16 protein-coding genes and 2 pseudogenes are annotated in these 14,883 nt (G+C 59.0%); 9 read left to right on the forward strand and 9 right to left on the reverse strand.

Going from position 1 to position 14,883, the window contains the following annotated elements; all coding sequences use genetic code 11:
- The first annotated feature begins 255 nt into the window (after positions 1-255).
- Positions 256-804: a cupin domain-containing protein gene (locus tag HK44_RS00300; protein WP_019689637.1), complete on the forward strand. Its 549-nt coding sequence runs from the start codon at positions 256-258 to the stop codon at positions 802-804.
- Positions 805-882: 78 nt separating this feature from the next.
- Entirely contained in the window at positions 883-1,329 is a 447-nt protein-coding gene (locus tag HK44_RS00305; protein ID WP_024264645.1) for an NUDIX hydrolase, read from the forward strand.
- A 95-nt stretch (positions 1,330-1,424) separates the two neighbouring features.
- Here HK44_RS00305 and HK44_RS00310 read toward each other — a convergent pair whose 3' ends face one another.
- Both HK44_RS00310 and HK44_RS00315 read right to left on the reverse strand, forming a co-directional pair.
- Positions 1,425-2,333 (reverse strand): alpha/beta fold hydrolase, encoded by a 909-nt coding sequence (locus HK44_RS00310; RefSeq protein ID WP_019689639.1) that lies wholly within the window; start codon positions 2,331-2,333, stop codon positions 1,425-1,427.
- Positions 2,334-2,718: 385 nt separating this feature from the next.
- Positions 2,719-3,009 carry a hypothetical protein gene (locus HK44_RS00315; RefSeq protein ID WP_019689640.1) on the reverse strand — a complete coding sequence of 97 codons (291 nt, stop codon included), beginning with the start codon at positions 3,007-3,009 and terminating at the stop codon, positions 2,719-2,721.
- A gap of 597 nt (positions 3,010-3,606) precedes the next feature.
- On the opposite strand from HK44_RS00315, the gene HK44_RS00320 reads away from it, so the two are divergent.
- Positions 3,607-4,029 (forward strand): HD domain-containing protein, encoded by a 423-nt coding sequence (locus HK44_RS00320; RefSeq protein WP_019689641.1) that lies wholly within the window; start codon positions 3,607-3,609, stop codon positions 4,027-4,029.
- Positions 4,030-4,063: 34 nt separating this feature from the next.
- Here the strand turns inward: HK44_RS00320 and HK44_RS00325 are convergent, their stop codons facing one another.
- The 3 genes from HK44_RS00325 to HK44_RS00335 all read right to left on the reverse strand — a co-directional run bounded on the left by HK44_RS00325 (position 4,064) and on the right by HK44_RS00335 (position 6,824).
- Entirely contained in the window at positions 4,064-4,456 is a 393-nt protein-coding gene (locus HK44_RS00325; protein ID WP_019689642.1) for a VOC family protein, read from the reverse strand.
- A 94-nt stretch (positions 4,457-4,550) separates the two neighbouring features.
- Positions 4,551-6,257: an amidase gene (locus HK44_RS00330; protein WP_019689643.1), complete on the reverse strand. Its 1,707-nt coding sequence runs from the start codon at positions 6,255-6,257 to the stop codon at positions 4,551-4,553.
- Positions 6,258-6,479: 222 nt separating this feature from the next.
- Positions 6,480-6,824 carry a hypothetical protein gene (locus tag HK44_RS00335; protein WP_019689644.1) on the reverse strand — a complete coding sequence of 115 codons (345 nt, stop codon included), beginning with the start codon at positions 6,822-6,824 and terminating at the stop codon, positions 6,480-6,482.
- Between the two features lie 97 nt (positions 6,825-6,921).
- Here HK44_RS00335 and HK44_RS00340 point away from each other — a divergent pair, with 97 nt between their 5' ends.
- Positions 6,922-7,449, forward strand: a complete 528-nt coding sequence (locus HK44_RS00340) for a DUF3087 domain-containing protein (protein ID WP_019689645.1) — start codon at positions 6,922-6,924, stop codon at positions 7,447-7,449.
- Between the two features lie 5 nt (positions 7,450-7,454).
- Complete coding sequence (locus HK44_RS00345) at positions 7,455-8,135, forward strand: GNAT family N-acetyltransferase (protein WP_024264646.1); 681 nt, start codon at positions 7,455-7,457, stop codon at positions 8,133-8,135.
- 14 nt (positions 8,136-8,149) lie between these two features.
- Here the strand turns inward: HK44_RS00345 and HK44_RS00350 are convergent, their stop codons facing one another.
- The 3 genes from HK44_RS00350 to HK44_RS00360 form a co-directional block, all read right to left on the reverse strand.
- Complete coding sequence (locus HK44_RS00350) at positions 8,150-8,464, reverse strand: type II toxin-antitoxin system YafQ family toxin (protein ID WP_024264647.1); 315 nt, start codon at positions 8,462-8,464, stop codon at positions 8,150-8,152.
- On the reverse strand, positions 8,430-8,720 hold the full coding sequence (locus HK44_RS00355; protein ID WP_019689648.1) for a type II toxin-antitoxin system RelB/DinJ family antitoxin: 291 nt from the start codon (positions 8,718-8,720) through the stop codon (positions 8,430-8,432). The genes HK44_RS00350 and HK44_RS00355 overlap by 35 nt, the downstream gene beginning before the upstream one ends.
- A gap of 249 nt (positions 8,721-8,969) precedes the next feature.
- Positions 8,970-9,857, reverse strand: coding sequence for a LysR substrate-binding domain-containing protein (locus tag HK44_RS00360; protein WP_019689649.1), 888 nt, complete (start codon positions 9,855-9,857; stop codon positions 8,970-8,972).
- Positions 9,858-10,011: 154 nt separating this feature from the next.
- Here HK44_RS00360 and HK44_RS00365 point away from each other — a divergent pair, with 154 nt between their 5' ends.
- Together HK44_RS00365 and HK44_RS00370 are read left to right on the forward strand one after the other, a co-directional pair.
- Positions 10,012-11,316, forward strand: coding sequence for an NAD(P)/FAD-dependent oxidoreductase (locus HK44_RS00365; RefSeq protein ID WP_019689650.1), 1,305 nt, complete (start codon positions 10,012-10,014; stop codon positions 11,314-11,316).
- Between the two features lie 97 nt (positions 11,317-11,413).
- A pseudogene (locus HK44_RS00370) lies at positions 11,414-12,451 on the forward strand (polyamine ABC transporter substrate-binding protein).
- Between the two features lie 16 nt (positions 12,452-12,467).
- On the opposite strand, the gene HK44_RS00375 reads toward HK44_RS00370, so the two are convergent.
- A complete protein-coding gene (locus tag HK44_RS00375; protein WP_019689651.1) occupies positions 12,468-13,421 on the reverse strand; it encodes a class I SAM-dependent methyltransferase in 954 nt (317 codons plus the stop codon).
- A 196-nt stretch (positions 13,422-13,617) separates the two neighbouring features.
- On the opposite strand from HK44_RS00375, the pseudogene HK44_RS00380 reads away from it, so the two are divergent.
- Positions 13,618-14,177: pseudogene (locus tag HK44_RS00380) on the forward strand (cytochrome b).
- A 25-nt stretch (positions 14,178-14,202) separates the two neighbouring features.
- Entirely contained in the window at positions 14,203-14,775 is a 573-nt protein-coding gene (locus HK44_RS00385) for a YceI family protein (RefSeq protein WP_019689652.1), read from the forward strand.
- The last annotated feature ends 108 nt before the right edge of the window (positions 14,776-14,883 follow it).

Genomic DNA, 14,883 nt, shown 5'->3' on the forward strand with positions numbered 1-14,883 from the left:
ACAGCATTGATGCCGCCTGATACACCACTATCGCGAGCAGGCTCGCTTCCACAATTTGCGCATCTAAACTGAGTGGCATCAGGCTCAACAGCCTTTTTATCCAGCCGTTTATCGAACCTGCTGAGCAACACCAACAAACGTGATTTAATACCCGACTTTCACGGTTCAGGGACAGGGAAGCGGTGTTCTTCGCGGCCAAAAGTCGCCCGCCATCCACCCCCATTACCCCTTAAGTCGTTCTCACATAAGGCTGTCATGGACACGGGTTCTCGACTCAAATTAGTACGCGAAAGCTACAAACTGTCCCAGCGCGAGCTGGCCCGGCGTAGCGGCGTCACCAATGCCACCATCTCCCTGATCGAACAGAATCGAGTCAGTCCTTCTGTCAGTTCCCTGAAAAAGCTCCTCGAAAGCATTCCCATGTCTTTGGCGGACTTCTTCACCTTCGATCAGCCGCCCCAAGAGCACAAATACGTCTTCCGCGCCAACGAGCAGCCCGACCTGGGCCGTGATGGCCTGCGTCTTTTGCTGATCGGCGCGTCGGTGCCGAGTCGGCAGATGCGGCTGTTGCGCGAGCAATATGCGCCTGGGGCCAGTTCGGGCGAAGAGCCGATTGTGCATGCGGAAGGGGAGGAGTGTGGGCTCGTAACCCGTGGCACCGTTGAGCTGACCGTGGATGGGCAGATTAGTGTGTTGAATGCCGGGGATGGGTATTACTTTCCGACGACGTTGCCGCACAGGTTTCGGAATATTGGGGCGGATGAGGCTGAAATCATCAGCGCCAACACCCCGGCAAACTTCTGATCTCTAAAATGGACGCTGACCTGTAGCAGCCTTTGGCAGTTGCTACAGACATTCTTCAATGTAAATGGACTTTACTGCATGACCGCACTACGTATCCGCCCCCTCGCACTCTGCGTTTTCCATCACGATGGAAATATTCTGGTCAACGAAGCTTACGACCCCATTAAAAAACAGGCGTTCTTCCGCCCGATCGGCGGTGGCATCGAGTTCGGCGAAACCAGTGCCCACGCCGTTGTGCGAGAAGTACAAGAAGAGCTCGGTCTACCTATCACGGATATTCACTTGCTCGGCACTCTTGAAAGCATCTTCACGTACAACGGCACTCCAGGGCACGAAATCGTGCAGGTGTACGATGCGAAGTTTGTGGATTCAGCTGTCTACGAATTGCCGCACTTGAACGCTCAAGAGAGCGATGGCGCTGCCTTCATAGCGAAGTGGCATTCTTGCGCAAGCTTCACTGATGAATCGCCCTTGGTTCCGAATGGGCTTTACGAACTGCTGAATAAAGTCGCATTGCTAGACTGACGTCTGGAATCAGAAAATAAATTTTAGAAACATCTAGCCCCTTAAATAACCTCAAGGCAGGGCCCTTCAAAAATCTCCTCCGAGACCTCGACCCATCACTGCGCGATAAAGTCGCGAACCGCCCGAATAGTCTGCGTCGGCGCCTCTTCCATCAGCCAATGTCCTGCCCCCGGCACCACCACTTCCGTGACCTTGTCCGTTACGTTACGCATCACGATTGCTTCATTACCTCCGAAAGACTTTTCACCCCCGATGGCCAGCACCGGCATGGTCAGTCGCGTCGCCATCGACGCTTTGTTGTCCACCTCATCCTGACGAATGCTGCGGAACTGGGCGAAGGCTGCGTGCATAGCGCCGGGGCGGGCATAGAGTTTGGCGTAATGCTGACGGGTCGCTTCATCGACCTTGGTGGGGTTGCCCGCGAACTCGTTCCAGAACCGGTCCAGGTAGATGCGCTCACGACCGGCCACCAGGCGTTCAGCATCCGGGCCGCCGAAGTCGAAGTGCCAAAGCATCGGTGAGCGGACAATGTCGTTCCAGGGCGGAATACCCGGCACGGGCGCATCCATCACCACCAAGCGATCGGTACGCTGCGGATACCGCGCGGCGTAGGCGTACGCGACCATGGTGCCGATGTCGTGGCCGATGACCGCCGAGTGTTCGATACCCAGCGACGCCAGCACCGCGCGGATGCCGCCCGCCTGGGTCTTCTTGTCGTAGCCGCTGTCCGGGATCGACGACAAGCCCATGCCGCAAAGGTCCGGCACCACGACTGTGTGATCCCGGGCCAGATCGGCAGCCAGTGGCGCCCACATATCGCCGGTATCGCCAAAGCCATGCAACAGCACCACGGCCGGCCCCTTGCCGCCGACGCGCACATGGAGTGTGACGCCTTCTACAGGGATGTCCTGAATACGAAAGGAGGCAGGAAATGGCGTCACCTGAGCATGTGCCGGGAGGCTTAGAGCAAGCAGCATGAAAGCGGTCAACAGGGCGCGAATCATGGTGGTGTCTCCGGACGTGCGCGTGGAAGGTGTCCCGAGCGAATGTGCGTGTCGCTTGGGCGGCGGAGTTGACCGCGTAACGTGATGCACAGAATCGACATGTGCCATTCAGCAGCAAGCCGATACGACCAGAATGGCGAGTTTTCTGAAGCGCGATAAGGTCTCGTTCGGATGAGCTTAGACTGTTTGGTTGTGGATGCTGTTCGTCATCCAGACCCGGTGTGGCGGCGTCGCCGATGCCACCAAAGCTGCCGTGGGCCAAAGGCAGAATCGGCCGGAATCGGTCAGTCGTAATCGACTAACCGCTGCTCGCAAAATAAAAACGGAATGTAAGCAGGTAACAAAAACCGCAGCAATGCGGTTTTTTGCGACTAAATGCGGGTCACTAACCCTCAGGTGTATCAAACCCCCGCTGCTCAATCACCCCAAACACATCCGCAACATCCTGGACCATGATCCGAGCGATGTTGGTGACGGTGTTGATGTCGTTCTCGGCGTAGTCGGGGAGGCTGGTGCAGGCCATCAGGTTCAGGTATTTGAGGACGGCGTTGAGGTGTTCGCTGACGCAGTTGTGGAGTTCGCGTAGCGGGACGTCTCTGTCGATGTGCAGGACTGGGCAGTCGGTGGCGAATTGGGACATGGGGGTGAAGCGGTGGGGCGGGTGTTGAGTCGTCATGGTGTTAATCCTCACAAAAGAAGAATTGCCACCTTGTCTGCTGCGAAACAAATTGGGTGGCAGCTGTACGTGGGTTCGCAGACCGGAGGATTAACACCATGACCCGGCAGACCCGAAGGTCTCCCACGCACAACCGCCATAAAACGATACGCAGCCGGGAACCGGCCGAGCCTGACGGAACAAGGTGTCAATCTTAAGGGCTGCGAAACCCTATCGCCAACGAATGTCAGCGACAGACCAACTTTAGGTGTCGATTTTGGGGACTGCAACCGGGGTGTAGGACGCTGCGCGGCCATTGTGGCGATGTGGTTTGTCCATGTTCGGCGGTGTATTTGCCGTAAACCGGGCTCTGCGGAGTGTCTGAGGAGATTGGTTGCAGGATTTGGGGCTGCTTCGCAACCCAGCGGGAGCAAGCTCCCTCGCCACGGTGGGTGGATTCCTACGAGAGTTTCGGAGCTGAAAATCAAAAGATCGTCCGAACGCGGCCCGAGCCTTCGGCAGCTCCGAGCGTGGGGGAGTGGAAGTCCGTCGTGGGTTGGCTCAAGCTCGGCATCTATGTGAGCAACCGCTACGGCTTTGTAGCCAAGGAAAACCGAGATGACTCAAACACTGGAACGTGCCATCGCCATTGCTGCTGCCGCTCACGAAGGGCAGGTCGACAAGGGCGGTGCGCCGTACATCCTGCACCCGCTGAAAGTGATGCTGAGGGTCAGCACCCTGGAAGAGCGGATCGTGGCGGTTCTGCATGACGTGGTCGAGGACTCTGGCATCAGCCTTGATGATCTGCGTCAAGAAGGCTTCAGCGAAACGGTACTGGCGGCCATTGAGTCTGTCACCAAGCTGCCGGGAGAGTCCTACGAACTGTTCGTCGAACGAGCGGCGCAGAACCCGATAGGCCGTGTGGTCAAGCTGGCTGACCTTGAAGAGAACAGCGACGTGTCCCGAATCGCACAGCCGTCCTGGGAAGATCTGGAGCGAATTGAAAAGTATCGGCGGGCGATTGGCAGACTGCGTTCGTAGCGAGCCAACTCGGTAGTTAGGCCTCAGCTATCGCTCACACCTGCACTGGCGTGCAAAGCTCCACCAATGTCCCGTCCGGGCAACGAACGTAGGAAACCGTTTGCCCCCAGGGTTTGATGAGGGGGGCGGCTATTTCAGTGGCGCCTGCGTGTAGCGCTTTGGCATGGGCGGCGGGTACGTCGTCGGTCACCAGGCCCACTTCGATGCCCAGTGGTTTGGGAGAGGCGTGGGCCGAGATGTGGCCGGTGCTGAAGTTCATCGCCGCAAGTTCGTCGGCGGCGAATGCCAGGGTGGTTTCGCCGGTTTCGAGTTCGCCGTAGGTGGCGGGTTCGTGGAGGAAGCGGGTGGCAATCCCGAAGGCGGATGAGAAGAACTGGAGTGAGGCTGCAACGTCCGGGACGTAGATGATCATGTAGCCGAATTTCATGCGCGTACATTCCTTGTCGTGCTGTTGGGGTGGCAAATCTAGCAGAAGGCGGACGCGACATCGCATCCGCCTGTCATCCCACTACATAGCCACTTTACGTGCGCAACGCCGGAGTCCTTGGCGGAATCATCCGCTTCGTCCCCGTCGCCTCAAACGCCGAAGCCAACCGCAGCAACGTTGAATCATCATACGCACGCCCCGCAAAAGTCAGCCCAACCGGCATGCCGATGTCCGGCATCACGCCCATCGGCACGGTGACCGTCGGCACACCCAAATGCCGGATGGCGAGGTTGCCGTTGGCGACCCAGATGCCGTTGCTCCAGGCGATATCGGCCGACGTCGGGTCGACATCGGCATTCGCCGGGCCGACGTCGGCGACGGTCGGGAACAGCACGGCATCGAGGCCGAGTTGGTCCATCCAGTCTTCAAGGTCGATTTTGCGGGTCTGTTCAAGCCCCTGCAGTCCGTCGGGCACGGTGGCGATCTGGTCCCATGGCGTCAGGCCGCGCTCGGCCATCCGCACGTATTCGTCCATGCCGGCGGCAAGGTCGCCTTCGCGGTTGGGCAGGGTGCCGGGGTCGTGGGGGAAGATCAGCGGTCCGTTGACGTCGACCAGGCGATTCAATTTTGGATCGCCGTTGGCTTGCAGGAAGTCATCGAACGCCCACGCGGTCAGGTCCCACAGTTCATGGTGGAGGAACTCTTTGGAGACGATGCCGCGATTGAACACGGTCGGGGCACCGGGGCGATCGCCTTCGCAGTTGGAGACCAGCGGGAAGTCGACGTCGATCACTTCGGCGCCAGCCGCTTCAAGTGCCTGGCGAGCCTGTTCCCAGAGCCCGACGACCGAGGCGCGGGTGTTGATTCGCTGCCCGGTCGGGCCACCGATGCCGGGTGCTTCAGAGGTGCCGGCTTCGGGATCGGCGTTGATGTACATCCGCGGAATGCCGAAGCGTTTTCCGGCGAGTGCATCGGGATTGGCGGCAAGCGCCACATAGGAGATGGGGCGCACCGAAGCGACGCTCGGGATCGGCACCCAGGGTTGCATCCGCCACAGGTCGCCGCGTGTGTCGGGGTCTTCTGCCACGACCACGTCGAGCACTTCGAGCAGGTCGGCCATGGTTCTGGCAAACGGCACGACCACGTCCATCGTCGGCGTTAACGGCCAGTTGCCGCGAACCGAGATCACCCCGCGCGATGGCGTGTAGGCGCACAGGCCATTGTTCGAGGCCGGGCCGCGTCCGCTCGACCAGGTTTCTTCCGCGAGGCCGAAGGCTGCGAAGCTGGCGGCGGTGGCAGTACCGGCGCCGTTCGATGAGCCGGAGGCGAAAGGGGCGGTGAGGTAGTCAGCGTTGTACGGGCTTTCTGCACGGCCGTAGACTCCGCGCTGCATGCCGCCGTTGGCCATGGGCGGCATGTTGGTCTTGCCCAGGCAGATGGCGCCGGCAGCGCGCAGCCGTTCGATGGTGAACGCATCGCGATAGGCAATCAGGTTGGCGAAGGCGGGGCTTCCGGAAGCGGCGGTCAGCCCCTTCACCAGATAACTGTCCTTGGCGGTGTAGGGAATGCCATCGAGCGGGCCCAGTGTTTCGCCTTTGGCGCGGCGGGCATCGGAGGCCTGCGCCTCGTTCAGCGCCTCGGGGTTGCGCACCACCAGCGCGTTAAGGGCGGTGGGCGTGTCGGGGCCGTCGTAGGCATCGATTCGGGCGAGGTAGGCCTGCACCAGTTCAACCGCGGTGGTCTGGCCCGATTCGAGCGCAGCCCGTAGTTGGGCAATGGGAACCTCGGTGACCTCGATCATGCTGCTCTCTCAAAATGGGTGTTCATAGGGGGGCGTGGCACTGTAGTACGCGACAGTGTCTGGGCTTTCAACCTGAACATTCTATTAAACACCCAGCAAAAAAGAGCAGAAAAAAACCCGCAACACCGTGTAATGCCAGTCAGTTAAGCCAGTACGCAATCCGTAGCAGCCTTCGCCAGCTGCTATGGACCGTGTTACGGCTTAGGGTGTGTTTCTGTTAATTCAGGTCACCCTGAAGTTCCAGACAATCTCGACAACCCTGAACGCCATCACTACATAGACCAGGCAAAGCACTATTTGCAGGCTCAGGTGGTAGCGGGTTTTGGCAAGTTTGCGCAGGCCATCGCACATGTTCAGCAGCATCAGCAGCGCTGCCAGTCCGATCAGGCCCCAGCCCGCGATCCAGTAGCCAAACAGGCCGAGAAACAGCGGCGACACTGAGTGAAGGGCGTCGCTACCCGCTGCCAGCAGCAGGGCGCACATCAGCAGGTTTCTGAGGTTGTCGAAGACTTCCTTGCTGAAACCCTGATCCAGTAAACGGCCGAACGTCGTCAGTAGCGCGCGCATGGTGAGGCGTCCTGTTGATTAAGCGTGTCTGTAGCGGGCTCTACGGGCGATAATGCCGCGCATCCTGTATTCAACTTAGCAAAAGAGCCCTGCCGTGATGTTCGAGATCAAGCCGTGGAACCCCGAAACCTATCGACAGCAGACGCGCCGCAGCACCGTGATCATCGCCGTGACCTTCATTCTGCTGGCGATGACGCTGTCCGGCCTGGCCGTCATGCTATTCGGCGAACCTGGCGGCGACAACTTCCGCTTCAACCTGGGCGGCGTCATTGCCGCCGTCATCGTTAGCGCCGCGCTGATGAAAGCCAAAGGCTGGTCGCAGCCGTGGATGGCGGCGGCGGTGTACGGCTGGCAACTCAAGCGCAGCCTGATGAGCGTCACCAACGTCATGCATAAGGTCACCGATGCGGTGCAGGCCGGTAACCCGAGCGCGATGAAGCTGTTGCGCTTTTATCACCTGGGGCTCACGCAAATGCACCAACTGGACGGCAACACCAGCAGCCTCAGCCAAATGACTCGCGAGATCGATCAGCACAAGGCGAGCATGGAAGCGCTGGGGATCGAGACTGAGCAGAACCGCTTGAATCCTGAATGGCTGGCGGCAGTGAAGGCGAAGGAGGCATGAGTTCGATGTTCACGATCACTCATTTTGAAACCCCGTGCTCCGAGCCCATCAATGACCAGATTCTGCAGATGGTCGTCGACTATCTGACCGATATCAGCACGGTGGCGATTGCGCCGAGCAACCTCCTGTTCAACGTGTATCAATATGCGATCGGCTACGAGGTTCATCTCTATCTGCAAGCGCTCGGCGGGTCGAAAGGGATTGCCGTCGAATTGATCGTCGCGATGGACGAAGAGGCCCCTTCGAAGGTCATCGGCTTTTTGCTGTATCTGCCGGTCAAGGACGATCCCGAGGCGTGCGGCGTGGCCTATATGGCGGTGCAAGCCAGTCATCGGCGCCAGGGCGTCGCGCGGGCAATGGTCCAGGAAATGGTCAATCGCTACCCGCATGCCGAGCTGACGTGTGCGGTCGGCAAGGTTGCCTTGTTCGAATCGATGGGCTTTCAGGTGCTGGGCGCGCGCGGGCCGCAGGTGCTGATGAATACTCGCGATCACAGCACGGGCGGCTTGATGGGGGTGCTGGATACCGCACCGATCTACAGCTCGACAGAAGTGCGGCAGATCCATACGTATCTGCTGCAACGACACGGGAAGCGGGCGATGCTCGATGCTGAAAAACAGCGCGACCGGCATCTCGACCAGATGACGGCCAAAGCCAGGGCTTTTGTGCGCGAGCGTCTTGGGTAGGAGGCCGTGCAACACTACTTGAATAGTTCAGAATGACTTCCGAGATCAACAAATGTAATCAAGTCGGAACGTGAGTGCTCGTAGATCATCAAGAAGTCACCACCGATATGACACTCCCGAAAACCACTCCAATCACCCGTTAAAGCATGATCCAAGTACTCGGCCGGCAGTTGCTCCCCCAGAAATAACATGACCATGATCTGACGAATTTCATTCATATCACGACGTCCGGCCCGCTTGTAACGTTCCCAGGACTTCTTGAATTCCGACGTTTGAGCACACTGCTTTGGCAGTTCAGCGCGTTTTTGCTTTTTCTCCGGTTTCGCCATCAGTGTCCCTCAGCATGTCGTCTATCGAGTCGAACTGTTGGCGAATGCCTCGTGCTTCCATCATGGCGCGGGCAGTTTTTTCCGAAGGGACGCGTACCTCAAACGGGAGCCCCTGAGTCGCAACGACCTGACGGAGAAAAAGACGCATGGCATCACTGATGCTCAGCCCGCAAGCGTTCAAGACTTCAGTGGCACGTATCTTCAGATCCTCATCAATGCGGCAACGCACGTCGGTGGTTTTCAGCAATGCACCCATGGGAATGACCTCATCGTTAGTTTGTAGCTACATTGGCGCTACCTCCAGCATTGTGGTTGAGCGTAGTCCTTTCGGTCAACGTCGCCTTGATGAGCGGTTTCAAGGTCTATGGCGTTGCCCGAACATCGACAGGAGTTCTTGCCCGGCATTTCACTCGTTTAAGCACACGATGAATATCAGCCGGGTCCGCTTTGCGTTTGAGAACCGTCCGAGCCCAATGCAGGAAGTTGCTGATGGTGCTGTGTGCCGTCAGGAAGCCGACTGCTGGGCAAACCATTCCAATACGGCTTGTCGGGCCGGGTGCAAGGCGCTGGTGGGTTGTAGCCACAAGGTATAGGCGCCCGAGGTTTTCAGTGCGGGGCCGAATGGAATGATCAACTCCCCGCGGTTTATCAACTCTTGCGCGAGCGTTCGGTCAGTCATGGCAATGCCCAGGCCGCGGGCGGCGGCATCGAGGGCCAGTTCGTCCAGATTGAAGGTGGTGTGTTTGCAGTCTCTGGACTGCCCCCCGTCATAAGCTTTCAACCAGGCTGCCCACTCCTGTTGACCCGTTGAACCATGGATCAGCGGGTAGTTGGAGAGCTCGTTCACTGAAGCGAGTGGTGTTTTTCCGTTGACTGACACAGGCGCGCAGACCGGCACCAGAAACTCTTCGAACAGAACGTGGTACGCCTGATCGGCCGGCGGCGTTTGCAGGTAGAGGATGCAGGCATCGCACTCGCCTGAGGGGTCGACCCGTTCGGTCGCCACGGTTTCGATCGACAGGGCCAAGTCGGGGTTGCGGGCATAGAAGTCGGTCAGTCGAGGCAGCAACCAGCGCACGGCAAGCGATACGTGAATGCGAATGCGAAAGGGCGTGTCCCTGGGTGCCAGGCGTTTTTCCAGGGTCTGTAATTCGCCGATCACCTTGAGCGCGGTTTCCAGGACTGCCTTGCCCTCGGCGGTCAGTGTGACGCTTCGGCTGTTGCGAATCAGCAGCGCTACGCCGTAGTGACTCTCCAGTTGCTGAATCTTCCGGCTGACCGCGCTCTGGGTCAGGCACAGCGTTGCTGCCGCTTCGGTGAAGTTGCTTGAGGCTGCCACTTCGGCAAAGGCTTGAAGGGCCTGCAAGGAGGGCACGCGAAAGATTTTATCCATGCAAAAACCGAATGGATGAATGCGTTAATAGCGTTGGATTGCGCATCGATATCCCCATAGATTCTGTTCATGGCCGTCGGACTGAACGCATTTAACCATGCTAATTGTTCATGACGACAGCGTTCAACAGATCCGTGCTGGGTGAGGTGAGTAGATGACTGAAAATAGCTGTGGCTGGATCGTCCAGGCGGGAGAGTCTGCGCTACAACCCTGCTTGCAGGGTTCGCAGAAAGCCGACTGGCTGATCATTGGTGGCGGATTCACTGGGCTGTCGGCCGCGCATACTTTGGCCGAACTGCATCCTGAAGCGCGGATCGTCATCGTTGATCGTCAACGTACCGCACAGGGCGCATCGGCGAGAAACTCCGGCTTCGTGGTCGCCCATGAAAACCCTGTCGGTGACGAACTGCTCGGTCGGCCGGGCAACGCCTATTACCAGCGCAGTACCGAGATCAGCCGCGCCGCCAACGCAGAAGTGCGGCAGCGCGTGAGCCGCCTGGGTATTGAGTGTGACTGGCATGAGCAGGGTTATTTCTTCGCGGTACACGACCCGGACAAACTCGAAGACGCAGCGCTGAAAGTGCAGACCTTGCGTGAAGTGGGGGCCGATGCGCAGTTTCTGCAGGGGCAAGACTTGAGCCGGAACCTGGGAACGGACTTTTATCGTGCGGGGATTTGGTGTCGGGGTGGTAACGCCCTGCTGCAACCGGCGAAATACGCCAAGGGCTTGCGTGACACCCTGGCGGGTAATGTCGCTGTGTACGAGCACACCGACATCACCGGGCTGGAGCGTTTGGCCAATGGCAATGTCCGCGCCTCATCAATCCAAGGCAGTGTTGAAGCCCCGCAGGTACTGATCTGCGTCGGGCCGTTTCTGCCGCGTGTCGGTTTGCCTGATCGGGCCGTGTTCCCCCTTGAACTCAGTGCGTCGTTAAGCCGCCCGCTGACCGACGACGAGTACCGTCAGATGGGCCGCCCGGACCAGTGGGGTGTGCTGTCGACCCGGCCGGCCGGTGCGACGTTGCGCCTGACCGCCGATCGCCGGTTGCTCATTCGCAATACCGTGGAGTACCGCTTTCGCGACCTTGCCGGTTCAGCGCTCAGTGCGCGTCGGTTAACCCATTTGCGTGGCTTGCAACGTCGATTTCCGTGGATCACCGAGCAACACCTTGAGTTCACCTGGACCGGGCATTTGAGCGCAACCCGCTCTGGTGAACCGCGCTTTGCCAGAGTCGAGCGGGGCATTTATACCGTGGCCGGCTGCAACGGCTCTGGCGTTGCACGCGGCACATTGTGGGGGCGTCTGCTGGCAGAGATGGCCTCGGGTAGTGAGTCGCCATTGCTCAGCAGCGTGCTCAGTCAGGCCAATCCGGGCTGGCTGCCGCCGACACCCTTTTTCGATATCGGTGCCTCGGTGCGCCTGCGGTACGAGGCCTGTCGCGCTCAATCGGAATCCTGACCTGTAAGGTTTTGTTAACGTCGTTTTCTCATCAGGAATAACAATAATGAACACACTGAAAAACTTCGTACTTGCACTCTGCGCAGCGTCGAGCGGGATGGCTGCGGCGTCAGATACCGTGCGTATCTCCAACTGGAGCAGCTACATCGCCAATGACACCTTGAGTAACTTCACCCAGCAGACGGGGATCAAGACGACTTACGACCTGATCGACAGCAACGAGATGCTGGAGGCCAAGTTGATCACCGGCAGCAGCGGTTACGACGTGGTCAGCCCGTCAAACCACTTCCTGGCTCAGTTGATCAAGGCGGGCGCGCTGCAGAAACTGGACAAAAGCAAGTTACCGAACTAGAAGAACCTCGACCCACAATTGATGAAAACCCTGGAGGTCAACGACCCCGGCAATCAATACGCGTTCCCCTACATGTGGGTCACGGTCGGGATCGGCTACAACGTCGAGAAAATCAAGGCGATCTTCGGCAACACCGATGTCACCAAAAGCTGGAGCCTGCTGTTCGATCCGAAAAACATCGAGAAGCTCAGCCAATGCGGTGTAGCGTTCCTCGATAACTCGACGCAGATGTTGCCGATTACCCTCAACTACCTGGGGTTGAAGCACGACAGCGAAGACCCGGCGGATTACCTCAAAGCTGAAGCAGCCCTGCTGAACATCAAGCCGTACATTCAGTACTTCCATCAGTCCAAGTACGTCAGTGACCTGGCCAACGGCAACATTTGCGTGGCCATTGGTTTCAGTGGCGACATCGCGCAAGCGACCTCCACGGCGCATGAAGCGAAGAACGGCATCGAGCTGGGGTACACGATTCCGAAGGAAGGCTCGACCCTGGCTGTCGACATGGTGGTCATGCCGAGGAACGCGCCCAATCCGGATAACGGCTATGCCTACATGAATTACCTGATGGAGCCCAACGTCATCGCCGACATCAGCAATGCGATTCACTACCCGAACGGCAACAGTGCCGCAACGCCGTTGATTGAGCCCGGCTTGCGTAACGATCCGGCGATCTATCCGACAGCGCAAACCATGAGTACTTTGTTCCCCTTGAAGGCCATGCCGCCCAAGGTCATGCGCCAGGCCACCCGCTTATGGACAAAAGTCATCAGCGGGCTCTGAGTCGGGTTGCTCAAGTTCAGGCAAGCGCCTCGGCGTGTTGCCTGAACACCAGCGCCTTCAAGCCGCTTTCAGCATCGATATCGGGAAATTCCGGTGGGTTTTCCAGGCGTTGTTCAAAGTGCAGGCTAGGGGCTTCGCGGGTGACGCCATCGATGAGAAAGTCCGGGCCGAAGGCCGGGTCATTCATGCAGGCCAGTACCACGCCCTCGCTGCTGAGCAATTCCGGCAGGCGACGTAACACGCGATGGTAGTCCTTGGTCAGCAGGAAGCTGCCTTTCTGGAACGACGGCGGGTCGATGATGACCAGGTCGTAGGGGCCGCTGTTGATGACCTTGCCCCAGGACTTGAACAGGTCATGGCCGAGAAAGCTGACCTTGCTCAAGTCGTGTCCATTCAGTCGATGATTGTCGCGTCCGCGGCTCAGGGCCCCGCGGGACATGTCCAGGTTGACCACATGCTCCGCGCCGCCCTCGATGGCGGCCACCGAAAACCCGCAGGTGTAGGCGAACAGGTTCAAGACGCGTTTGCCATGGGCATTGGCGCGCACCCAATTGCGGCCGTAGCGCATGTCGAGAAACAGGCCGCTGTTCTGTTTTTTGCCCAGGTCGATGCGATAACGCAGGCCGCCCTCGGTGATCGTCCATTCCTCGACCATTTCCCCCAGCAACCATTCGGTGGTGCTTTGCGGCAGGTAGCGGTGTTGCAGCGCCAGCGTATGCGCGCCGGATTTTTCCCATGCAGGCGAGTGCGCGATCTCCATCAGCAGCTGCTTTAATGCCTCCAGTTGCGCCGGGTCAGGCTCCTTGAACAGCGAGACCAGCACCACGCCCTGCATCCAGTCGACGGTCAGTTGTTCCAGCCCCGGCCAGCATCGGCCCCGGCCATGGAACACACGGCGGGTTTCTTCGGGGAAAGCGGTCAGAGCCGTCAGCAAATGGTGGCGGAGGGTGGCGAGGGCGTCAGGGTTCATCGGGCAGGGCCGGCAATGTGAAGGGGCGGCATTTTAACCACAATTGTGGCGCCAGGGGTTCTGCGAGGCAAAAGGCGATTGCGCAGGCGAGCCGCCGTCAAAGCATTTGCACAAGCACCGGTCCAGATCAACAATGTACCGGCCGTCAGGCAGCGAGGTTTCACCCGGTCATGTCGTCAGTCGACACGGAGTGCTCATGAACGATCGTTACACCCGCACGGCGGTTTACCTGCACTGGCTGATAGCCCTCGGGCTGATCGGCACCTTCGCGCTCGGCTACTATATGCCTGAGCTTGTGCTTTCGCCGACCAAACTGAAGCTGTACTCATGGCACAAGTGGGCCGGGGTAACCTTGTTTTTCTGGTGCTGCTACGGCTCGGCTGGCGCCTGGGCCATCCTGTCCCGCCGTTGCCGACGACCGTGTCGGCCGTGATGAGATTTGCGTCCCATGTTTCGCATGGGGTGATGTACGCGCTGATGCTCGCGATTCCGCTCAGCGGCTGGCTGATGAGTTCGGCAAAAGGCTTCCAGACGTCGTGGTTTGGTGTCTTGCCGCTGCCGGATCTGCTGCCCAAGGACGCCGCGCTCGGCGACCGCCTCAGTGATGTTCACAAGGTGCTCAACTACACATTGCTGGTGCTGGTGATCGTCCATACATGCGCGGCGCTCAAGCACCACTTCATTGATCGCGACGACGTGCTGACGCGCATACTGCCGTCAAAGCGCCAGCCTGACCCACGGCATCTCAAGCCATGAAGCAGGCCACTGACCGGATAATCCCATGACCCATCGATTTCCACGCTCCGTCATCCTGGCTGCAGCCCTTGTATTCGGTACCACGACGGGCGCCCAGGCCGTCGAGTACAAGCGCGTGAACGCGAGCGCCAGCCGGATCAGCTTCACCTATAACCAGATGGGGGCGAGGGTGTATGGCACGTTCGGCAAATTCGAGGCTACCCTCGATTTCAACTCGGCGAACCCCTCGGCGGCCCACGCCACACTGATCATCCAGCTCGACAGCATCGATGCCGGGAACAGCGATGCCAACAGCGAGTTGAAAAAGCCCGCCTGGTTCAATACGGCGGCCTATCCGGAGGCGAAGTTTGTATCGAGCAGCGTGACCGCGCTCGGCGACAATCGCTACGAGGTCACTGGCAAACTCACGCTCAAGGGCATTACCCGTGAGGTCGGTGCACAAATCACCTTGAAACCGCAAAGCGCCATCGGCGTATTCGATGGCGAGTTCATTCTCAAACGTGGCGACTTCAAGATCGGTGAGGGCGAATGGGCCGATTACGGGGTTATCTCCAACGAGATCAATATCAAGTTTCGGGTGGTCGCTCCCGAGCAGTAGCCTGTGGTCGAAGCATCTGCAGAGTCTGGATGACCGCCGATGGGTTTGCCACGCCGTGAAGGGAAAACACCCAAAAGCGCTACGCCCTCGGCTACACTCCGACCATGC

Origin of the sequence: Pseudomonas fluorescens HK44 (assembly GCF_000217955.3) — a bacterium.
GTDB lineage: Bacteria > Pseudomonadota > Gammaproteobacteria > Pseudomonadales > Pseudomonadaceae > Aquipseudomonas > Aquipseudomonas fluorescens_AQ.